Source organism: Agrobacterium sp. RC10-4-1 (assembly GCF_014138475.1).
Classification (GTDB): domain Bacteria; phylum Pseudomonadota; class Alphaproteobacteria; order Rhizobiales; family Rhizobiaceae; genus Agrobacterium; species Agrobacterium pusense.
Map to the genome: position 1 here is coordinate 113,893 of NZ_JACJIT010000004.1, position 19,744 is coordinate 133,636.

General features: G+C 60.5%; 26 protein-coding genes. 16 read left to right on the plus strand and 10 right to left on the minus strand.

Annotation, left to right across the window (positions count from 1 at the left end; genetic code table 11):
• The first annotated feature begins 65 nt into the window (after nucleotides 1–65).
• Nucleotides 66–299, plus strand: a complete 234-nt coding sequence (locus FHW77_RS12180; protein ID WP_004441372.1) for a hypothetical protein — start codon at nucleotides 66–68, stop codon at nucleotides 297–299.
• Here the strand turns inward: FHW77_RS12180 and dprA are convergent.
• From dprA to FHW77_RS12200, 4 genes are read right to left on the minus strand one after another with little or no spacing between them, the layout of a single operon-like run.
• Entirely contained in the window at nucleotides 252–1,394 is a 1,143-nt protein-coding gene (gene dprA, locus FHW77_RS12185; protein ID WP_004441374.1) for a DNA-processing protein DprA, read from the minus strand. The two genes, FHW77_RS12180 and dprA, sit on opposite strands and share 48 nt — an antisense overlap.
• Before the next feature lie 20 nt (nucleotides 1,395–1,414).
• Nucleotides 1,415–2,032 carry a glycerol-3-phosphate 1-O-acyltransferase PlsY gene (gene plsY / locus FHW77_RS12190; RefSeq protein WP_004441376.1) on the minus strand — a complete coding sequence of 206 codons (618 nt, stop codon included), beginning with the start codon at nucleotides 2,030–2,032 and terminating at the stop codon, nucleotides 1,415–1,417.
• A gap of 45 nt (nucleotides 2,033–2,077) precedes the next feature.
• Nucleotides 2,078–3,370, minus strand: a complete 1,293-nt coding sequence (locus FHW77_RS12195) for a dihydroorotase (protein WP_004441379.1) — start codon at nucleotides 3,368–3,370, stop codon at nucleotides 2,078–2,080.
• Nucleotides 3,367–4,308 carry an aspartate carbamoyltransferase catalytic subunit gene (locus tag FHW77_RS12200; RefSeq protein WP_003502441.1) on the minus strand — a complete coding sequence of 314 codons (942 nt, stop codon included), beginning with the start codon at nucleotides 4,306–4,308 and terminating at the stop codon, nucleotides 3,367–3,369. The genes FHW77_RS12195 and FHW77_RS12200 overlap by 4 nt, the downstream gene beginning before the upstream one ends.
• A gap of 129 nt (nucleotides 4,309–4,437) precedes the next feature.
• Between FHW77_RS12200 and FHW77_RS12205 the strand changes: the two genes are divergently transcribed.
• The 5 genes from FHW77_RS12205 to FHW77_RS12225 all read left to right on the plus strand — a co-directional run bounded on the left by FHW77_RS12205 (nucleotide 4,438) and on the right by FHW77_RS12225 (nucleotide 8,358).
• Nucleotides 4,438–6,090: an acyl-CoA dehydrogenase family protein gene (locus FHW77_RS12205; protein WP_004441382.1), complete on the plus strand. Its 1,653-nt coding sequence runs from the start codon at nucleotides 4,438–4,440 to the stop codon at nucleotides 6,088–6,090.
• Between the two features lie 137 nt (nucleotides 6,091–6,227).
• A complete protein-coding gene (locus FHW77_RS12210; RefSeq protein ID WP_004441384.1) occupies nucleotides 6,228–6,839 on the plus strand; it encodes a GNAT family N-acetyltransferase in 612 nt (203 codons plus the stop codon).
• Between the two features lie 148 nt (nucleotides 6,840–6,987).
• Complete coding sequence (locus tag FHW77_RS12215; RefSeq protein WP_004441386.1) at nucleotides 6,988–7,632, plus strand: TetR/AcrR family transcriptional regulator; 645 nt, start codon at nucleotides 6,988–6,990, stop codon at nucleotides 7,630–7,632.
• Between the two features lie 250 nt (nucleotides 7,633–7,882).
• Nucleotides 7,883–8,044: a hypothetical protein gene (locus FHW77_RS12220; protein WP_004441388.1), complete on the plus strand. Its 162-nt coding sequence runs from the start codon at nucleotides 7,883–7,885 to the stop codon at nucleotides 8,042–8,044.
• A complete protein-coding gene (locus tag FHW77_RS12225; protein ID WP_004441389.1) occupies nucleotides 8,041–8,358 on the plus strand; it encodes a DUF6105 family protein in 318 nt (105 codons plus the stop codon). The genes FHW77_RS12220 and FHW77_RS12225 overlap by 4 nt, the downstream gene beginning before the upstream one ends.
• Here FHW77_RS12225 and ruvX read toward each other — a convergent pair.
• The gene (gene ruvX, locus FHW77_RS12230; protein ID WP_004441393.1) at nucleotides 8,310–8,789 is read right to left on the minus strand and encodes a Holliday junction resolvase RuvX; all 480 of its coding nucleotides are present in this window, start codon (nucleotides 8,787–8,789) and stop codon (nucleotides 8,310–8,312) included. The genes FHW77_RS12225 and ruvX overlap by 49 nt on opposite strands.
• A gap of 14 nt (nucleotides 8,790–8,803) precedes the next feature.
• Nucleotides 8,804–9,106: a zinc ribbon domain-containing protein YjdM gene (locus FHW77_RS12235; protein WP_004441395.1), complete on the minus strand. Its 303-nt coding sequence runs from the start codon at nucleotides 9,104–9,106 to the stop codon at nucleotides 8,804–8,806.
• A gap of 84 nt (nucleotides 9,107–9,190) precedes the next feature.
• Between FHW77_RS12235 and FHW77_RS12240 the strand changes: the two genes are divergently transcribed.
• From FHW77_RS12240 to FHW77_RS12255, 4 genes are all read left to right on the plus strand, one after another.
• Entirely contained in the window at nucleotides 9,191–9,895 is a 705-nt protein-coding gene (locus FHW77_RS12240) for a metal-dependent hydrolase (protein WP_004441396.1), read from the plus strand.
• Between the two features lie 124 nt (nucleotides 9,896–10,019).
• Nucleotides 10,020–10,307 carry an Asp-tRNA(Asn)/Glu-tRNA(Gln) amidotransferase subunit GatC gene (gene gatC / locus FHW77_RS12245; protein ID WP_004441400.1) on the plus strand — a complete coding sequence of 96 codons (288 nt, stop codon included), beginning with the start codon at nucleotides 10,020–10,022 and terminating at the stop codon, nucleotides 10,305–10,307.
• Nucleotides 10,308–10,361: 54 nt separating this feature from the next.
• Nucleotides 10,362–11,843 (plus strand): Asp-tRNA(Asn)/Glu-tRNA(Gln) amidotransferase subunit GatA, encoded by a 1,482-nt coding sequence (gene gatA / locus FHW77_RS12250; RefSeq protein WP_004441402.1) that lies wholly within the window; start codon nucleotides 10,362–10,364, stop codon nucleotides 11,841–11,843.
• Complete coding sequence (locus tag FHW77_RS12255) at nucleotides 11,834–12,328, plus strand: GNAT family N-acetyltransferase (protein ID WP_269842101.1); 495 nt, start codon at nucleotides 11,834–11,836, stop codon at nucleotides 12,326–12,328. The genes gatA and FHW77_RS12255 overlap by 10 nt, the downstream gene beginning before the upstream one ends.
• A 65-nt stretch (nucleotides 12,329–12,393) precedes the next feature.
• Here the strand turns inward: FHW77_RS12255 and FHW77_RS12260 are convergent, their stop codons facing one another.
• Nucleotides 12,394–12,651, minus strand: a complete 258-nt coding sequence (locus FHW77_RS12260; protein ID WP_006698014.1) for a YjhX family toxin — start codon at nucleotides 12,649–12,651, stop codon at nucleotides 12,394–12,396.
• Nucleotides 12,652–12,924: 273 nt separating this feature from the next.
• Here FHW77_RS12260 and FHW77_RS12265 point away from each other — a divergent pair, with 273 nt between their 5' ends.
• Complete coding sequence (locus tag FHW77_RS12265) at nucleotides 12,925–13,434, plus strand: GNAT family N-acetyltransferase (protein WP_044458777.1); 510 nt, start codon at nucleotides 12,925–12,927, stop codon at nucleotides 13,432–13,434.
• On the opposite strand, the gene FHW77_RS12270 is transcribed toward FHW77_RS12265, so the two are convergent.
• Nucleotides 13,416–13,748, minus strand: coding sequence for a DUF1294 domain-containing protein (locus FHW77_RS12270; protein ID WP_034496217.1), 333 nt, complete (start codon nucleotides 13,746–13,748; stop codon nucleotides 13,416–13,418). The two genes, FHW77_RS12265 and FHW77_RS12270, sit on opposite strands and share 19 nt — an antisense overlap.
• A gap of 151 nt (nucleotides 13,749–13,899) precedes the next feature.
• Between FHW77_RS12270 and gatB the strand changes: the two genes are divergently transcribed.
• The 5 genes from gatB to FHW77_RS12295 all read left to right on the plus strand — a co-directional run bounded on the left by gatB (nucleotide 13,900) and on the right by FHW77_RS12295 (nucleotide 17,757).
• Nucleotides 13,900–15,405: an Asp-tRNA(Asn)/Glu-tRNA(Gln) amidotransferase subunit GatB gene (gatB, locus tag FHW77_RS12275; RefSeq protein WP_006698017.1), complete on the plus strand. Its 1,506-nt coding sequence runs from the start codon at nucleotides 13,900–13,902 to the stop codon at nucleotides 15,403–15,405.
• A gap of 308 nt (nucleotides 15,406–15,713) precedes the next feature.
• Nucleotides 15,714–16,211, plus strand: a complete 498-nt coding sequence (locus FHW77_RS12280) for a GNAT family N-acetyltransferase (RefSeq protein WP_022556054.1) — start codon at nucleotides 15,714–15,716, stop codon at nucleotides 16,209–16,211.
• On the plus strand, nucleotides 16,208–16,681 hold the full coding sequence (locus tag FHW77_RS12285) for a GNAT family N-acetyltransferase (RefSeq protein ID WP_044458778.1): 474 nt from the start codon (nucleotides 16,208–16,210) through the stop codon (nucleotides 16,679–16,681). The genes FHW77_RS12280 and FHW77_RS12285 overlap by 4 nt, the downstream gene beginning before the upstream one ends.
• A 109-nt stretch (nucleotides 16,682–16,790) precedes the next feature.
• Nucleotides 16,791–17,189, plus strand: coding sequence for an NADH:ubiquinone oxidoreductase subunit NDUFA12 (locus FHW77_RS12290; RefSeq protein ID WP_004441414.1), 399 nt, complete (start codon nucleotides 16,791–16,793; stop codon nucleotides 17,187–17,189).
• 130 nt (nucleotides 17,190–17,319) lie between these two features.
• Nucleotides 17,320–17,757: a DUF2155 domain-containing protein gene (locus tag FHW77_RS12295; RefSeq protein ID WP_004441417.1), complete on the plus strand. Its 438-nt coding sequence runs from the start codon at nucleotides 17,320–17,322 to the stop codon at nucleotides 17,755–17,757.
• Nucleotides 17,758–17,770: 13 nt separating this feature from the next.
• Here the strand turns inward: FHW77_RS12295 and aat are convergent, their stop codons facing one another.
• Together aat and accC are read right to left on the minus strand one after the other, a co-directional pair.
• Nucleotides 17,771–18,385 carry a leucyl/phenylalanyl-tRNA--protein transferase gene (gene aat, locus FHW77_RS12300; protein WP_022556056.1) on the minus strand — a complete coding sequence of 205 codons (615 nt, stop codon included), beginning with the start codon at nucleotides 18,383–18,385 and terminating at the stop codon, nucleotides 17,771–17,773.
• A gap of 6 nt (nucleotides 18,386–18,391) precedes the next feature.
• Nucleotides 18,392–19,738, minus strand: coding sequence for an acetyl-CoA carboxylase biotin carboxylase subunit (accC, locus tag FHW77_RS12305; RefSeq protein ID WP_004441425.1), 1,347 nt, complete (start codon nucleotides 19,736–19,738; stop codon nucleotides 18,392–18,394).
• Between the last annotated feature and the right edge of the window lie 6 nt (nucleotides 19,739–19,744).

Genomic DNA, 19,744 nt, shown 5'->3' on the forward strand with positions numbered 1-19,744 from the left:
TGGGCAACATCATTTGAATCTACTTGACGCTCTTCGTTTCAGTCCGGCATTCTCAGGATAAATATATGGTCCCGAACGCAACAAACAATAATGCCGATAATGAGGGGACCCGGGAGAACTTGGCTTACATCCGCCAGATGCTGGCGGAGCTGCGGCAGGTGGCCCACCGGGAAGGTGCCGATATGCTGTGCTATCTCATCGAGATGGCCTATGTCGAAGTCGGTGATATCCAGAGCGGAAGGCGCAAACTCTCAATCCGCGATGAAGAGCGACACGCGCCCCCCGGCATGCCGGTTTAGACGCCCGGCAATATCGAGCTCCAGCAGCACCAGATGAACGGTGGCGGCGGAGAAACCCGTGTGTCTGATGATGTCGTCGATCTCCACAGGCGAGGGACCGAGAGCAGCGGCGATGATGCTGCGCTCGTCGTCTCCCGGTGGTGACATTTCAGCGTCCTGCTGCGGTTCCTCGATCTTCCGGTCATTGGGCAATTGCGGCTCCATCAATGGTCGCAGTGCATCAAGAATATCGGCCGCTCCCGTAGTCAGCATGGCACCTTCCTTGATCAGCCGGTTCGTGCCTTCGCAGCGCAAGTCGAGCGGCGAGCCGGGCACGGCGAACACCAGTCGTCCCGCTTCACCGGCAAGCCGCGCCGTGATCAGCGAGCCCGAACGCTCCGCCGCCTCGACGATGACGACGCCGAGTGACACGCCCGCGATCAACCGGTTGCGCCGCGGGAAATCCCGGGCGCGCGGCTCCCAGCCGAAAGGCATTTCGCTGATCGTCGCGCCGCCCTGACCGTATATCTCCTGCAAAAGTCCGAAATTTTCCTGCGGGTAGGGGCGGTCGAGACCGCCTGCCAGCATTGCTACAGTGCCCGTTGAAAGGCTCGCTCTGTGGGCCGCCGCATCGATGCCGCGCGCCAGCCCCGAGGCGATCGTATAACCGGCGCGGCCACAGTCGCGCGCAAGCATGGCGGCGAATTTTGCGCCGTTGATCGAAGCGTTGCGCGAACCGACGATGCCGACGCAGGCTCTCGTCGCCGTATCCGCCGATCCTTTCATGGCGATCAACGGCGGCGCGCCGTCCACATGCCGCAGGGCCGGCGGATAATCCGGTTCGCCGATGCCGACGAAACGCGCGCCGAAATTCTCGGCCGCCTCAAGCTCCCGTTCCGCCTCTGCCTGTGTTGCGATGCGCGGACTGCGCGACGAACCGCCACGGCGCGACAGTTCGGGCAGCGCATCCAGCGCTTTTTCAGCGCTGCCGAAATGATTGATAAGTTCGCGAAAGGTGACGGGACCGATATTATCGCTGCGGATCAACCGTAGCCACGCCACCCGCTGCCGCGCGGAAAGTTCTATGCCCTGCCGTGTCGTTTCCTCATGCGGCATGGCATATCCCCGAGACGGCCTCAGCCCTTTTGACCGATCCTGCTTTCGGTGCCCGCCAGCAGCCGGGCAATGTTCTCGCGATGTTTCCACCAGGAAATCACGCTGAGCAGCGTCACGAGCAGCGCTGTTTTTTCTGGTCCGAGGACCCAGAGGGCAACGGGGATGACCAGCATTGCCACGAGCGCAGAGAGCGACGAATAGCGGGTGATGAAGGCGGTCGCGAGCCAGATCAGCGCGAAGGCCAGCATCATTAGCGGAGCGGCGCCCAGCAGCACCCCGATATAAGTCGCCACGCCCTTGCCGCCCTTGAAGCCCAGCCAGACTGGAAAGAGATGGCCGAGAAAGGCGAAGAAACCGGCTACGAGGGAGGCCTCATAACCCCAGAGCGCATTGGCGACCAGAACTGCCGCCGTGCCCTTGAGTGCGTCCAGCAACAGGGTCGCGGCGGCGAGCTTCTTGTTGCCGGTGCGCAGCACGTTGGTCGCGCCGATATTGCCGGAACCGATCTTGCGCACGTCGCCCAGCCCGGCCATGCGGGTCAGGAGGAGGCCGAAGGGAATGGAGCCCAACAGATAGCCGATCAGCGCCGAAAGCGCGAGAAGGGCAGGCGCGGTCTGCCAGTCAGTCAAAGCACTCATTCAATATCCCCTCTGTCCCGCCTGCCGCGTGATCTGTTGATGATCTTATGCCAAGGAATGAACGGCTTTGCCAGCCACATAAGTGGCGATGGCGCGACCGCTGAACCGGGCATCCTCAAACGGCGTGTTCTTGGATTTCGAGACCAGCTGTTCCTTGGCCACGAGCCACGGTTCGTCGAGGTCGATCAGGGTGATATCGGCCTGGGCACCCGCTTTCAGCGTTCCTGCATCGAGACCGAAAATCTTGGCCGGGCGAGTGGAGAGCGCATCGATAAGCCGCATCAGCGGAACTTCACCACTGTGGTGGAGGCGCAGCGCCGCCGCCAGCATGGTTTCGAGCCCGACAGCGCCGCTCGCAGCATCCGAAAACGGCAGGCGCTTGGTATCGACATCCTGCGGGTCGTGCGAAGAGACGATGATATCGATCGTGCCGTCCTTCAGCGCTTCCACCATTGCCTTGCGGTCGTCTTCGGCGCGCAGCGGCGGGGAGAGCTTGAAGAAAGTGCGATATTCGCCGATATCGTTTTCATTGAGCGTCAGGTGGTTGATCGAGATGCCGCAGGTGGCCTTCACGCCCCGCTGCCGCGCAACCCGGATCGCCTCTGCCGATTCCGGCACGGAAATCTTGGCGGCGTGGTAGATCGCCTGCGTCAGGCCGGCAATGCGCAGGTCACGCTCCAGCGGAATGATCTCGGCTTCCTTGGGAACGCCTGACAGGCCGAGCCAGCTCGCGAAAAGCCCCTCGTTCATGTCGCCGCCGCCGATATATTTGTCGCGGGTTTCGAGCGCGATGACAGCGCCGAGTTCACGGGCATAGGTCATGGCGCGGCGCAGCACCAGCGTATCGGACAGCGCCTTGCGGCCGTTGGTGAAGGCCACCGCACCGGCTTCCTTCAGCATGCCGAATTCGGTCATTTCCTCGCCCCGCAGACCCTTGGTCAGGGCGGCTGCCGGATGCACATTGACGATTGCCTTGTCACGCGCCGTCTTTTTCACATATTCGACAAGGGCGATGTCATCGATCACGGGATCCGTATCAGGCATCATGATGATGCTGGTGACGCCGCCGGCCGCTGCCGCACGCGATGCGGATTCGATGGTTTCGCGGTGTTCGGCACCGGGTTCACCCACGAAGACGCGGGCATCCACCAGACCCGGAACGGCCACGACACCCTTGCAGTCGCGCACCGTCGCACCGTCGGGCGCACCCTGATTGTGAGCGTCTTTTCCTGAAGCAAGAATGGTACCATCGGCGCCGATGACGATGCTGCCGTTCTCGTCGAGATTACGGGAGGGATCGACGATGCGGAGGTTCTTGAGAACGGTAACGGCACTCATACGCGCTCACCCTGATTTTGCGAGACAAGCAGGGTTTCCATGACGGCCATGCGCACGGCGACCCCCATTTCAACCTGGCTTTCGATGACGCTCTGCGGGCCATCGGCCACTTCGGAGGCGATTTCCACGCCGCGGTTCATCGGGCCGGGATGCATGACAAGCGCATCTTCCTTGGCCGCCTTCAGCTTTTCGGCATCCAGACCGTAATAATGGAAATATTCGCGCACTGAAGGAACGAAGGAGCCGGACATGCGCTCACGCTGGAGGCGCAGCATCATCACCACATCGGCATTCTTCAACCCTTCCTTCATATCGTGAAAGACTTCCACGCTCATGTCGCGAATGCCCGAAGGAAGAAGCGTGGCCGGGGCGACGACACGAACCCGCGCGCCCATCTGGTTGAGAAGGATGATATTGGAGCGGGCAACGCGCGAGTGCAGTACGTCGCCGCAGATCGCTACGGTGATACCTGAAAGCTCGCCCTTGGCGCGGCGGATGGTCAGCGCGTCGAGCAGCGCCTGCGTCGGGTGCTCGTGCTGGCCGTCGCCGGCATTGACCACGGAGCAGGCGACCTTTTGGGCGAGAAGCGCTGCGGCACCGGCCGAGGAGTGGCGCACGACAAGCACATCCGGGCGCATGGCATTCAGCGTCATCGCCGTGTCAATCAGCGTTTCGCCCTTCTTCACCGAGGAGTTGCCGACCGACATGTTCATCACATCTGCACCAAGCCTCTTTCCGGCAAGTTCGAAGGAGGATTGCGTCCGCGTCGAAGCTTCGAAGAAGAGATTGATCTGTGTCAGGCCCCGGAGCGTCGAGGTCTTTTTCTCGCGCTGGCGGCTGATTTTCACCGCCTCATCAGCCTTGTCGAGAAGCAGGGTAATATCCTGATGGGAAAGCCCCTTGATGCCGAGGAGATGGCGATGGGGAAAAAAGACCATGGAAATTGTCCTCCGGGTCGCAATAGTCAACGGGTCTATAAAGACAGGTGGCGTTGCGGGCAAGCATGCGATAAGCCGGGTTTTGGCATATACACGCAATAAAGCACGAATCCCGATAGAAGGATGCGAATGACAGGCATGAACCGGACAGAAGAACAGCTCGCCGAACTGAACCAGCCCAGCCTCTGGTCCGGTATCAACGCCTATCGTTCCGATCCGCTGATCGTCGATCTGACTTCCGGCCTGTCACGCAATCTGAGGGACGAGTTCGATCAGATCGGCCGCTATGTCACCTCGCATGAGGCGCAGGAACTGGCGCGTATGGCGAACCAGGGCGTGCCGCAGCTGCACACACACGGCCCGCGGGGCGAGCGTCTGGACCAGGTGGAATTCCACCCGGCATGGCACGCGCTGATGCGCCGTTCCATGTCCTCGGGCCTGCATTCCAGCGTGTGGGAAAACTCGCCCGACACGCGCGGTAACGAGCACAAGGCCCGCGCCACGAAGTTCTACCTGACCTCGCAGCTGGAAGCCGGTCATCTCTGCCCGCTGACCATGACCAGCGCCTCCGTTGCCGCCATCATGGCGTCTCCGCGTGTGCAGAAGGAGTGGGCGCCGAAGATCCTCTCGCGCAAATATGATTCCGCACAGAAGCCGGCCTTGCAGAAAACTGCCGTCACCATCGGCATGGGCATGACGGAAAAGCAGGGCGGCACTGATGTGCGCGCCAACCGCACCACAGCAGAGCGGGTGGGGGAGGGCATCTACCGTCTCTCAGGCCACAAATGGTTCCTGTCTGCGCCGATGAGCGACGGTTTTGTCATGCTGGCCCAGATGGGCGACGGCATGGGCTGTTTCCTTGTGCCGCGTTACCTCGAGGACGGTTCGAAAAATGGCCTGCACTTCCAGCGTTTGAAGGACAAGCTGGGCAATCGATCCAATGCATCCGCCGAAGTCGAATTCACCGATGCCTTCGGTTATCTGCTCGGCGATCCCGGCAGCGGCATCCGCACCATCCTCGACATGGTGACGCTGACGCGGCTCGATTGCGCGCTGGCGTCGGCCGGCATGATGCGCGCCTCGCTTGCCGAAGCCGTGCACTACGCCCGCGGTCGCTCCGTTTTCGGCAAGATGCTGGTCACCCAGCCGATCATGACGCGCGTGCTTGCCGACATGGCGCTGGACGTCGCTGCGGCGACCGCCTTGTCCTTTAGGTTGGCGAGTGCTTTTGATGCCGCCCGCAACAATCCGGCCGAGGCCGCCTATGCGCGGGTGATGACGCCGATCGTGAAATACTGGTGCTGCAAGATTGCGCCGGCGCTTATCTACGAAGCCATGGAATGCCTTGGCGGCAATGGTTACGTGGAAGAGAGGCCGATTGCCCGCCACTATCGCGAAGCGCCCGTCAATGCCATCTGGGAAGGCTCCGGCAACGTCATGGCGCTGGATGTCCTGCGGGTTCTTCAGCGTGGCAAGGACCTGTTCGATCTCGTCTTCCAGACGCTGGAGCGTGACCTCGGACCTGCCGGGAAGAAGACAACGGACGTGCTGCGCGCCGCAATCGCACTTGCCGAACGTGATGAGGGGGCAGCTCGCCTTTTGGTGGAGCAGTTCGCGCTTGCGGCCGCTGCCGCCGAGCTTTGCCGCCTCGGCGCCGGCAAGATTGCCGATGCCTTCCTCGAAACCCGGCTTGCCGGTGGCTGGCGGCACACTTACGGCATGCTCGATTCCCGCTTCGATCCGACTTATATAATCGATCTTCTTTATCCGCCTGCAGCTTGAGCGATGGATGCGGATGAAGTTTTTACAGTTCCGGCGGGAGGGGTCTCGGATTTGAAAAACAGCAATGGCCTAGGACGTATTCTTGTCTGTCACGATAGCTTCGCACATCGAGGCGCGGCAATGGAGGATGGCGGCCGATGCTGACTTTTCGCTCCGCTCGTTCCGAGGATGAAGACGCGCTCTATGCCATAAGCCTCGCCACCGGCGATGCCGGCCAGGATGCCACGCCACTTTACAACGATGGCCGCATGGTGGGGCATATCTATTCCGTGCCCTATCTGCATCTGTGGCCGGATGCTGTATTCGTTGCCGAGGATGAGGAAGGCGTCTGCGGTTACATCGTCGGCGCGCTCGATACGGCCCTGCATGAAGAGCGACTGGAGCGGGAATGGTGGCCGCATCTGCGCGCCATCTATGCCGATCCTGGGGGCGACCAGCAGACATGGGACGCCGACCAGCGCCGCGCCCATTTCATTCACCACCCACGCCGCACCCCGGCCTGGCTCACCGACCCGTTCCCCGCCCACATACACATGAACCTTTTGCCACGCACGCAGGGTAAGGGCGGCGGCACCCGGCTCCTGTCGCGCTGGCTGGATATGGCCCGACAGAACAACGTCTACGGCATCCACCTCGGCGCCAGCGAACGCAACCTGGCTGGAATGCGTTTCTGGGAAACCCGAGGTTTCAAGCGTCTGGACAGCCACGAAACCCCCGGCAGCGTGTGGTTTGGCATGGGGTTGGAGTGAGCGGCTCACGCTGAGAATGCAGGGCGATATTGTTGGCCCCGCCACGTCATCCACAGGAACCTTCCGTCCAATCTTCCCATCACATTGTCCTTGCCTTCATGCTTTGTTAACCCGTGTAGTCAGGCTTTCAGAAAACGGGTAGGGAATCATGCTGGCGACCGCAGAGGCGATTTCAGCCGACAGACCGGAAAAGCGCATCAAGGATCGCGCTCAGACCGAGAAGGCGATTTTTAATGCGGCGCGGTCGCTGCTTGCCGAAGAGGGATTTCAGGGCTTCGGGATCAATGCCGTTGCTCGCCGTGCCGGCTGCGACAAGCAGCTGATCTACCGTTATTTCGGCGGCCTCGATGGTCTGATTGAGGCGATCGGTGAGGATCTCGGGTCTTGGGTGAAGGATCGCATTCCGGAAGATACCGGCGGCATGTTCCTTTTGACCTATGGTGATCTGATGGAAAAGCTGGCGCTCTACTTCATGGATGCGCTGCGCAGCGACCCTCTTGTCTGCAAGATCATCGCCTGGGAAGTTTCCGACGGCTCGCCGCAGGTGCGCCAGCTGGCGGAAGCCCGTGCCAAGTCGCTTGGCAAATGGCTGGAGCGCATGCGCGGTTCGCTGGCGGCGCCGAAGGGTGTTGATACCGCCGCCGTCAATGCCGTGCTGTTCGCCGCCATCCAGCACCTCGTGATTTCCGCCGCCACCAGCGGCCAGTTTGCCGGTGTTGCGCTCAAATCGGATCGGGACTGGGACAAGATCGCCACTGCCGTAAAAAGGCTGGTGCGGGGCGTTTACGGCTGAACCGGTTTCAGACACGGGCCCAGGCAGCCGCGCTGGACGCTGGGCATTAAAGAAAAATCAGCCATGTTCTTACCGGGCCGGCAACCGCTCGGCGCGTCCGTCCGTTCAGCCGGTCACGTTGTTTTCCACATGCCGGCCGCCCGTCGTTAACCATAATCACAGCTTTCATTTGCCTCTCCATCCCGGCCGGTCCAGTGTGGATTAACGAAATGTTAACCATGCGCAATGACTGCGCATAAGGGAGCCGCAAGTGAGCCGCTGGACAGCTTTGGGCGTCATGATGACGTTTTTTGCTATGCTGCCGTTGGATATCGACGTGCCGGCGCTGAACCTCTGCCTGATGGCCGTGGCGCGCTGGGCGGTGCTTGCTGGCATCCCCGATACACTGTTTGTGCGGGGGCAGGCGGCATGAAGTGGTTTCTGATCCTCTGGGCCGGTCCTGTCGCGCTGCTGGGCAGCTGGTACTGGCTTTCCTATTACGACATGAGCTTCGGCTTCTACATGCTCACACGTCAGACCCACGATCTCGTCTTCGAGATATACGGGAATATTCTCGGACTTCCACCGGAAAGCCTGCCGCCGCTGGTGGCGCGTGCCATTGCGGTCGACAGCCTGATCGTTTTTGCGATTCTCGGTTTCCGCAAGCGCAGGCAGATTTACGCCTGGTGGCAGGGCCGTCAGTCGGCCGCGCGGGTCAGTGCAGAAAGCCTGTCCAGCGCACCCTGAAGAATGAAGCTAGCCGCTGCCGAATCGATGCGTTCGGCCCGCTTGGCGCGAGACACATCCATTTCGAGAAGCGCGCGCTCTGCCGCAACGGTCGAAAGCCGCTCATCCCAGTAAACGAAGGGCAGTGCGGTTTTTTCGCCCATGGTGCGCACGAAAGCGCGGGTTGCCTGCACGCGGGGCCCGGCGGAGCCGTCCATGTTCATCGGCAGGCCGATAATGAAGGCGGCGACCTTTTCCTTTTCAGCGAAGGCCATCAGCACTTCCGCATCCAGCGTGAATTTCACGCGCTTGATGACGGGGCGCGGTGTCGCAAAACGCCGCGACAGATCCGACATGGCGAGCCCGATGGTTTTCGTACCAAGGTCGAGGCCGGCAATTGCCTGCGCGGGCTGAAGCGTTGCCGCCAGTTCCTCGATGGTGAGTGTTGCCATGTCGCGTGCTGTCCTTATCGCTTGCGGACGAATTCGGTGCGCAGCACCAGACCCTTCACCGCATCATGCCTGCAATCGATTTCTTCCGGATTATCGGTCAGCCGGATCGATTTGATGACCGTGCCCTGCTTGATGACGGTGCTGGTGCCCTTGACCTTCAGATCCTTGATCAAGGTCACGGAATCGCCATCCGCGAGCACATTGCCTGCTGCATCGCGCACTTCCTTCGCGCTTGCCGCTTCTGCGGCCAGTTCGGAAGCAGGGCGCCATTCGCCGGTCGCTTCGTCGTACACATAATCGTCATTGTCAGCGGCCATTGTCGCCCCTCTTAAATACAGGTAGTGCGGTTGTTCAGGCCGTCCTATGTCATATTATACCGGCAATACAAAGGAGAACTTCCCATGAAAATCACCTGGCTCGGCCATTCCGCCTTCCGTCTGGAAAACGGCAGCGCGAAGATTCTCATCGATCCGTTTTTCACCGGCAACCCCGGTTTTGCAGGGCAGGATGGCAAGTCTGCAGCCGAAGGCGTCACCCATATTCTGCTGACCCACGGCCATGGCGACCATGTCGGAGATACCGTGCAGCTTGCCCGCGAGACGGGTGCGACCGTGCTGGCGAATGCCGATCTAGCCGCGTGGCTTTCCGCCAAGGGTGTTGCGAAGGTCGATATGGGCAATACCGGCGGCACCGTTCATTTTGACGGTTTCTCGGTTACCTTCACCAATGCGCTGCATTCCTCCGCCCAGATCACCGAGGACGGCGTTTCCCATTCGCTCGGCAATGCCAACGGCCTGATGCTGCATTTCGAGGACGGTCCGGCCGTCTACCATATGGGCGATACGGATATCTTCTCCGACATGAAGCTCATCAATGAACTGCATCAGCCTGATATCGGTCTCGTGCCGATCGGTGACCGCTTTACCATGGGCGGAGCTGTGGCGGCGCTTGCCTGCCAGCGCTTCTTCAAGTTCCAGCACGTGCTTCCCTGCCATTACGGCTCCTTCCCGATAATCGACCAGACGCCGGAGAAATTCGTGGCCGGCATGGAAGGCGCCGAAGCGCGCGTCCATACACCCAGGGCGGGCGACGTCCTGTCCTTCTAAGCGTCAACGCCGCATGTCGTGAGCGCAAAACCGCCGCCGAGTTAGCCGCGACATGCTTTCTACCGTTGCGAAGGACGGACATGGTCATTATAGCGAATGGGAAATATCCCATCGGAGTAAAACCATGTCCGTCGATCTCGCCACCGTAAAGCGTGTTGCGCGCCTTGCCCGTATCGCTGTCACTGAAGACGAAGCACAGAACATGCTCGGCCAGCTGAATGGCATACTCGGTTTCGTGGAGCAGCTTTCGGAAGTGAATGTGGATGGCGTCGAGCCGATGACGTCGGTGACGCCGGTGGCGATGAAGAAGCGCGCCGACGAGGTGACCGATGGCGACAAGGCGGACGACATCGTCGCCAACGCGCCCGCGACCGATCGCAATTTCTTCATGGTGCCGAAAGTGGTCGAGTAATCGATCCATCTTGCCGCCCGATTTTTCCGAGATTTTCGAAAGCCGTTGCCGACCATGACCGACCTGACGAGCCTGACCATTGCCGAAGCCCGCGAGAAGCTGAAGGCGAAAGAATTTTCCGCCCTTGAGCTCACCGACGCCTATCTCTCCGCCATCGACACCGCCAACGGTGCGCTGAACGCCTATGTGGCGACGACGCCCGAAAAGGCGCGCGAGATGGCGAAAGCCTCCGACGGCCGTATTGCTGCCGGTTCCGCGGGTGAGCTGGAAGGCATTCCGCTCGGCGTTAAAGACCTTTTCGCAACGCGTGACATTCACACCCAGGCCTGCTCGCACATCCTCGATGGCTTCAAGCCGAAATACGAATCCACCGTCACCCAGAACCTCTGGGATCAGGGCGCCGTCATGCTCGGCAAGCTCAACATGGACGAATTCGCCATGGGCTCGTCCAATGAAAGCTCCTGGTACGGCCCGGCCATCAACCCGTGGCGCGCCAATGGTTCCGAGCAGAAGCTGGTGCCTGGCGGCTCCTCGGGCGGTTCGGCCGCAGCCGTTGCCGCGCATCTTTGCGCCGGCGCCACCGCAACCGATACCGGCGGTTCCATCCGCCAGCCGGCGGCTTTCACCGGCACCGTCGGCATCAAGCCCACTTACGGCCGCTGCTCGCGCTTCGGCATTGTCGCTTACGCCTCGTCGCTCGATCAGGCTGGCCCGATTGCCCGAGACGTGCGCGACGCGGCCATCCTGCTGAAGACCATGGCTAGCGTCGACGCCAAGGACACGACCTCGGTTGACCTTCCTGTGCCGGATTACGAAAAGGCCATCGGTCAATCGCTGAAGGGGCTGAAGATCGGTATCCCCCGGGAATACCGCGTTGACGGCATGCCTGACGAAATCGAAAAGCTCTGGGCCAAGGGCGTCGAATGGCTGCGCGACGCCGGTGCAGAGGTGGTCGACATCTCGCTGCCGCACACCAAATATGCGCTTCCCGCCTATTACATCGTCGCACCGGCAGAGGCCTCGTCCAACCTTGCCCGTTATGACGGCGTCCGCTACGGCCTGCGCGTCGACGGCAAGGACATTGCCGACATGTACGAAAAGAGCCGCGCCGCCGGTTTCGGCAAGGAAGTGCAGCGTCGCATCATGGTCGGCACCTATGTACTTTCGGCCGGTTATTACGACGCCTATTATCTCAAGGCGCAGAAGGTCCGCACGCTCATCAAGCGCGACTTCGAAAACGTCTTCCACGAGGGTGTGGACGCCATTCTGGCGCCGATCACGCCGTCTTCCGCCTTCGCGGTCGGTGATGAGGAGCTCGCCTCCGATCCCGTCAAGATGTACCTGCAGGACGTCTTCACCATCACCGTCAACATGGCCGGTCTTCCCGGCCTCTCGGTGCCTGCTGGTCTTGATGGCAAGGGCCTGCCGCTTGGCCTGCAGCTCATCGGCAAGCCGTTCGAAGAAGAAACGCTGTTCAAGACGGCCCACGCCATCGAGCAGGCAGCGGGCAAGTTCACGCCTGCCAAGTGGTGGTAAGCAGTCTCAAGCTCAGACAGATGAACGAAGCCGATCGCGATGCGGTCGGCTTTGTCGGTTTTGCCGCATGGCGTGCCGGTGAAGCCTTCGACGCCGCCTATCTCGATTCCCATGTCATCGAGTGGGTGAGGGGCGAATTCGAAAGCTTCGCCAAGTCTCCGACCGGTGATGTCGTCGTGGCCGAAATCGACGGTGTTGTCGTCGGTTGGGGCGCTTGTGATGCCAAGCCTCATCATATTTCCGATCTGTGGGTGGACCCGAACTGGCAGGGCAAGGGGATTGGCAAAGCGCTGATCCTCCACTTTCTCGACAGGATGCGGGCTGCGGGCCTGCCGCTTGCCACCATCGACACCCATGCGAGAAATCGCGCCGCCATAGGTCTTTACCAGCGTTGCGGCTTTCAGATCGTCTGGCGCGGCATGGAATGGTCCGACATCATGAAAGTCGAACTTGAGAAGGTGAAGCTGGAGCAAAAGCTCTCTTAACTTGTGACACCGTCGATGCCGCGTCGCGAAATGCCGGGCGACGGCATTGCCGCCGCCCGGTCAGTTTATCGGTTGTCCAGCTCACCCCTCACAAGTTCCAGCCCGCGCGTGGTAATGCGGTAGGGCTTGCCACCGGAGGAGGCTATGGCTCGCTTCCGTTTCAGCTTGCGGAAGGTGAGGAGATCGAGGCCGCTGAAAATCCATCCTTCGCGCGTGAAGAGCGAAAGTTTTTCAATTTTGCGGGCGTCGTCTCGAACGAGTTCAATTCTGCCGCCCTGGGCGAGCAGGTGAAGAATGCGCTGTTCGGCGCGGGAAATGTCCATTGTTGGAAGTCCGGTCGGCGTCTTCTAGACGCGTGAAAGCAAACCCGGGTGCCGTTAGGGCATCCGGCTCGGTTTCATTTGGCCCGGCGCGCAAGAAACTTGCGGGCAGGGCCTTTACCGGGACTCCGATTGAGCGAACATAAAAACTCCGTTCTTGCTCCTTTTGGGTAATGGGCCAAACCGGCGCGGTCAAGTCCCGCAGGGAGCGGGAAAACCACGCTAGTCGAATCGCACCCGCAATGGTTTACTTCAAACGGCCAAGGAGGGCGCGGCTTGATCGTCATTCGCAACGCGTATGAGCAGGAAGCGGAGGTTCTGGCGGCCATCGGCCTCAGGGCGTGGCGGCAGGCAACCGCGGCTCTCGGCATCACACCGACGCTCTACGACAATGCGGCGAGCGCCTTTTCCAATTTCACCCGCTCATCGTGGCTTGCCATCCGCGTCGCGGAACTGGGCGGCTCGGTTGCGGGTTGGGCCGCGCGGGAGCATTTTAACGAGGCGATTTCCGACTTCTGGATCGATCCGGAGTTTCAGCGGAGGGGCGTCGGCAGCCGCCTGCTGGGCGACATCGAACGACTGATAGAGGAAAAGGGCTTCGAGACCATACGGCTTGAAACCCATGCCCAGAATGAACCGGCCGTCGCCTTTTTCCGCTACCATGGCTATAGCATTCGCTGGCTCTCGGTTTCCTATGCGCCGAAGCTGGACCGCGAGGTGCAATCGGTGGGCCTGCAGAAGCAACTGGCTGAGGTCGAGAGTGGTCTTTACGGGCCGGCGTTCTGAAACAGGGTTTGTAGAGTGGCCATCAGCCGCATCGGCCAGTCCGGCGTGATGAGGAGCGATGCGACGAGGCCCGCCTGCAAGATGACGATCGATATCAGCTTGCTGCGAAACGGTTCCTTGCGGGTTTTGTGCCGCAGCAACCTTTGCGCCGAGATAGCGCCCGCACTCCCACCCACGAGCGCGAGCAAAAGCAGCGTGCTTTCCCGGATACGCCATCCGCCATTCCTCGCCGCTTCCTTGTCCCACCAATAGACAAGAAAGACGAAGAGATTGAAGGCGATATAGGCCAGGAAGCAGAGAGCGATCGTTTGCATGGCGTGAATTGAAACCTGTAAGGGTAAAAAACGCGTATCCGATGTCTTCGAAAATTCCGGCCGTCGCGCGACGGGGTGCAAGATGTCTTGCGCCAGCGCTTCATTTGTTCTACCCACCAAGGCCAAAGAACCCGTATATCGTGAGCTTCAGATGACCCTTGTAGACGTGCGCACCCCCGACCCGAAACGCTTCATTCCCGGCGCCACCGGCGATTGGGAAATCGTGATCGGCATGGAGGTGCATGCGCAGGTTCTCTCCAATTCCAAGCTGTTCTCCGGCGCCTCCACCACCTTCGGCAATGCGCCGAATTCTAACGTGTCGCTGGTGGATGCGGCCATGCCCGGCATGCTGCCTGTTATCAACGAGGAATGCGTGAAGCAGGCGGTGCGCACCGGTCTCGGCCTCAAGGCCAAGATCAACAATCGCTCGATCTTCGACCGCAAGAACTACTTCTATCCGGATTTGCCGCAGGGCTATCAGATTTCGCAGTTCAAGGATCCGATCGTCGGCGAGGGCACCATCACCATTTCGCTTGGTCCCGACCGTCAGGGCAATTTCGAGGATATCGAAATCGGCATCGAGCGCCTGCATCTGGAGCAGGACGCCGGCAAGTCGATGCATGACCAGCACCCGACCATGTCCTTCGTGGACCTCAACCGTTCCGGCGTGGCGCTGATGGAAATCGTTTCCAAGCCGGACATGCGCTCGTCGGATGAGGCGAAGGCCTATCTCACCAAACTGCGCTCCATCGTGCGTTACCTTGGCACCTGCGACGGCAACATGGACGAAGGCTCCATGCGCGCCGACGTCAACGTCTCCGTGCGCCGTCCGGGCGAAGGCTTCGGCACGCGCTGCGAGATCAAGAACGTCAACTCCATCCGCTTCGTCGGTCAGGCGATTGAATATGAGGCGCGTCGCCAGATCGCCATTCTGGAAGATGGCGGCGTCATCGATCAGGAAACCCGCCTGTTCGATCCCGGCAAGGGCGAGACGCGCTCCATGCGCTCCAAGGAAGATGCGCATGATTATCGCTATTTCCCCGATCCGGACCTGCTGCCGCTCGAATTTGATGATGCCTTCGTCGAGGCACTGAAGGTCGATCTGCCGGAACTGCCTGATGACAAAAAGGCCCGTTTCGTGGCTGATCTCGGCCTGTCGGTTTATGACGCCTCGATTCTGGTCTCAGAAAAGGCGATTGCCGATTATTACGAAGCCGTCGCCGCCGGACGCGATCCAAAGGCTGCCGCCAACTGGGTCATCAACGACCTGCTCGGCGCGCTGAACAAGTCCGGCAAGGACATCGAGACGACGCCGGTGTCGCCCGAACAGCTCGGCGGCATCATCGATCTGATCAAGGCCGAGACCATCTCTGGCAAGATCGCCAAAGATCTGTTTGAAATCGTCTGGAACGAGGGCGGTAATCCGGCCGAGATCGTTGAAGCCCGCGGCATGAAGCAGGTGACCGACACCGGCGCCATCGAAAAGGCCGTTGACGAGATCATCGCCGCCAACCCGGATCAGGTCGAGAAGGTCAAGGCGAAGCCAACGCTCGCCGGCTGGTTCGTCGGCCAGGTGATGAAGGCGACGGGCGGCAAGGCCAACCCGCAGGCGGTGCAGGCGCTGGTGAAAGCGAAGCTCGGAATCGAGGAAGAGTAAGCGACGGCTGCCTCCCGCCCGAGTAACGGCAGAGGGTCTCCGTTATCCCGGCCTTGAGCCGGGATCCAGCTAGCCCAAGGCCTTGGGTGAAGGGTCTTTTCACCGCGCAGACGCGCGTCGGCTGGATGCCAGATCATCCTCGGGCTTGTTCCAGGGACCGGCATGACGGAAGTAATGGTTTTAGTCCGGATTATTCCGATTAAGCCACACGGTGGGGCAAACCAGAGGATGACGTCCAGCAAGGGCGACTGACATCACTTCTGCCGGGATCAACGCCCGGCATTTCTGTTTCAAGACGGAGCCAGATCATGTTTTTCATCCGCACAGCCAGCCTGCGTGACATCGAGCCAGTCCGGGCGCTGCTCGCGACGACATGGCACGCGACCTATGACGCTATCTACGGCGCGGATAAGGTCAACCAGCTGATCGCAGCCTGGCATTCGCCGCAGGCCATGAAAGACCGCGTCGAAAAGAAGGGGGGCGAGTTCCTTGTCGCCGATGACGGCAAGCGGATCGGCGGCATGGCTTACGGCTCCATGTCGACCAAGATGGCGAAGACGGCGCTGTTGCACCAGCTTTACGTGGCGCCCGATTTACAGCGGCAGGGTGTCGGCCGCGATCTCTTCGCAGAGCTAGAAACCTGCTTTCCCGACGCGGAAATCATGCGGCTTGAGGTTGAGCCCAAAAATACTGTCGCAATCAACTTCTATGAAGGCGTCGGATTTGTCGAGGTGGATCGAATCGAGCGCATGGCGGGTATCGAGGGGCTGCCCGGCATCGTGATGGAAAAGAGCCTGACCCGATGAACGCGACCCTGGAAAATCTGATAATTCGAACGGCCCGTGAAGACGATCTGCCGGCGCTCGCCGCCATTTTTGCCGCTGACGAGATCGGCGGCCACGGCGATACGGCGGACGAATCGGCACAGCCCGATTATCTTGCCGCCTTCCGGGCGATCGAGGCGTCGCCGAGCGAAACGCTTTACGTCGCCGAACTGGATGGCGAGGTGGTCGGCACCTTTCAGACGGCGATCCTCACCAAGCTCGTCGGGCGAGGGGCCAAGTCTATGGTCATCGAAGCGGTGCAGACACGGGCCGACATGCGCGGTCGCGGCATCGGCGCGGTGATGATCAACTATTGTCTTGATGAAGCCCGCCGTCAGGGCCTGAAAGCCGCGCAGCTCACCTCCAACATGGCCCGGCTGGACGCGCACCGCTTCTACGAGCGGCTGGGTTTCGAGAAGCGGCATCTAGGCTTCAGGATGAAGCTGAAATAGCACGGATATATCTTGAAATGCTGGACAATTGGCGTGAGGGGCGGCATAAGCATGTCTTGTGCCGTGCACGGAAAATCGCTGCGGCGCATTCAAGCCTGAGGAACGTAGAATGAAGACTCTCCTGACGCAAATCTTCACCTGGTGGAACGGCCAGACGATCGGAACGCGGTTTCACACCTGGCGTTTCGGCAAGAAGGTGGGGCAGGACGAGTTGGGTAACACCTATTACGAAGGCGGCACCACCTCCTGGGGCATGCCGCGCCGCTGGGTGATCTATAACGGCTATGCTGAGGCCTCTGCCATTCCGCCCGGCTGGCATGGCTGGATGCATTACCGCACCGACGTTCCGCCGAGCCAGGAAAGCTACGTTGCGCGCGAGTGGCAGAAGCCGCATCAGCCAAACCTTACAGGCTCGTCCAAGGCCTATCGCCCTCAGGGCTCGCTGGCTGTGGCCGGGGAGCGCCCGCGTGTGACCGGCGACTACGACGCCTGGACACCCGGCAACTGAGCTATCGCGATGCGCGGTGTTGTGCAAAACGCCGCGCATGCATCCGGCCTCACCGGTTTTTGCCACATTCCGCCCTTAGGCGTTGATCCGGTCGGCGTCCCGACACAGGCAAATTTTGGAGACACATCGTATGAGGAAAATCACGCGGGACCGTTCTTTGCGTGCGCTGACGGTGACGCTGTTCGCGGCGGTTTCTGCTGCCTTCCTCATCTCGCCCGTCTCCGCCGCCCGGCTTGAAAACCGCGTAGCGGTCTTTTCCGGCATCGACAAGATCACGGGCCGCATCACGTCCTTCGATGTCTATATCGATGAGACGGTGCAGTTCGGCGCGCTTCAGGTCACGCCGAAGGTCTGTTATTCGCGCGACCAGACGGAAGCGCAGAAGATCGACGCATTTGTCGAAGTGGATGAAATCACCCTCGACCGTAAAATCCGTCGCATCTTCACCGGCTGGATGTTCGCCGACAGCCCCGGCCTCAACGCCGTGGAACACCCGATCTATGACGTATGGCTGACGGGTTGCAAACAGGACTCGGAAGTGCCTGCTCCCTCTACGGCAAGCAAATAACCCAAGGTAACGTCTAGAATTGCAGACTCGGCCGATTGACGGCGACGTCGAGCATTTTCGCATATTCAAGCTTCGGCACATCGATGGCGCCGAACGTTTTCAAATGCTCGGTCGTGAATTGAGTGTCGAGCAGCACGAAGCCGCTTGCTTTTAATCTCTCCACCAGATGCACGAGGCAAATCTTCGATGCATTGGTGCGACGGGAGAACATGCTTTCGCCGAAGAACGCCGCTCCCAGCGAAACGCCGTAGAGGCCGCCGACAAGCTCCTTGCCTTCCCAGGCCTCGACGCTATGGGCATGACCGATCTGATGCAGTTCGCTATAAAGCCTGCGAATGGTGGCGTTGATCCAGGTACTTGGCCTGTCCGGCGCCTCTGCGGCGCAGCCCGCCATGACAGCCTCGAAAGCGGTGTTGAAGCGTATGTCGAATGGCTTCTTGCGCATCGCTTTGGCGAGGCTTTTGGAAATGTGGAAGGAATTGAGCGGGATGATACCGCGCACCTCCGGCTCGACCCAGAAAAGCTCGGGATCGTCAGCCGAATCGGCCATCGGAAACAGGCCGGCGGAATAGGCGCGCAGCAGGATATCGACCGTTATGTCGTTATTTCTGCTGCGCCGCCCAGCCATATCGTCTTAGTGAGACGCGTCACCGGCCAGATATTTTTCCAGCCAGTGAATATCATAATCGCCCTTCAGGATATCCTCGTTCTGAAGAAGATCCTGGAAAAGCGGCAGCGTGGTCTTGATGCCGTCGACGACGAATTCGTCGAGCGCCCGACGCAGGCGGCGAATGCATTCGTCACGGTCGCGGCCGTGAACTATGAGCTTGCCGATCATGCTGTCGTAATAGGGCGGGATCTTGTAGCCCTGATAGGCGCCCGAATCGACGCGCACACCAAGGCCGCCCGGCGTGTGGAAATAGGTCAGCGTGCCAGGCGAGGGAACGAAGGTGCGCGGGTCTTCGGCATTGATACGGCATTCGATGGCGTGGCCATGGAATTCGATATCGGCCTGCGTGACCGAGAGGCCCTGACCCGATGCGACGCGGATCTGTTCCTGCACGAGATCCATGCCGGTAATCGCTTCCGTGACCGGATGCTCCACCTGCAGACGCGTGTTCATTTCGATGAAATAGAACTCGCCGTTTTCATAAAGGAACTCGATGGTGCCGGCACCGCGATATTTCAGCTTGCGCATGGCGCTCGCGCAAATCTCGCCGATCTTCATGCGCTGTTCAACCGTCAGAGCCGGAGAGTTGGCTTCTTCCAGCACCTTCTGGTGGCGACGCTGCAACGAGCAATCGCGCTCTCCGAGATGAATGGCGTTGCCTTCACCGTCGCCGAACACCTGCACTTCGATATGGCGTGGCTTGCCGAGGTACTTTTCCATGTAGACGGCGTCGTTGCCGAATGCTGCTGCCGCTTCGGAGCGGGCAGTCGCAACCGCCTCTTCCAGATCGGCCTCGGTCTTCGCCACCTTCATGCCGCGACCACCGCCGCCGGCGGTTGCCTTGATGAGGACCGGAAAGCCGATCGTGCGTGCGATTTCCAGCGCGTTCTCAGGCTTCACTTCGCCATCGGAGCCGGGAACCACGGGAATGCCAAGTTCCTGCGCCGTCTGCTTGGCGGTGATCTTGTCGCCCATGATGCGGATATGCTCGGCGGTCGGCCCGATGAAGGTGATACCGTGCGCGTCAAGGATATCGGCAAACTTGGCGTTTTCCGACAGGAAGCCGTAGCCGGGGTGAACGGCGTCCGCACCTGTGATTTCGCAGGCCGCAACGATCTGGTGGATGTTGAGGTAGCTGTCACGCGAAGGCGGCGGGCCGATGCATACGCTTTCGTCGGCGAGGCGCACATGCATGGCGTCCGCGTCCGCCGTGGAATGCACGGCGACGGTGGGAATGCCAAGCTCCTTGGCGGCGCGCAGTACGCGCAGCGCAATTTCGCCGCGGTTGGCTATGAGGATCTTCGAAACCATGCTGAA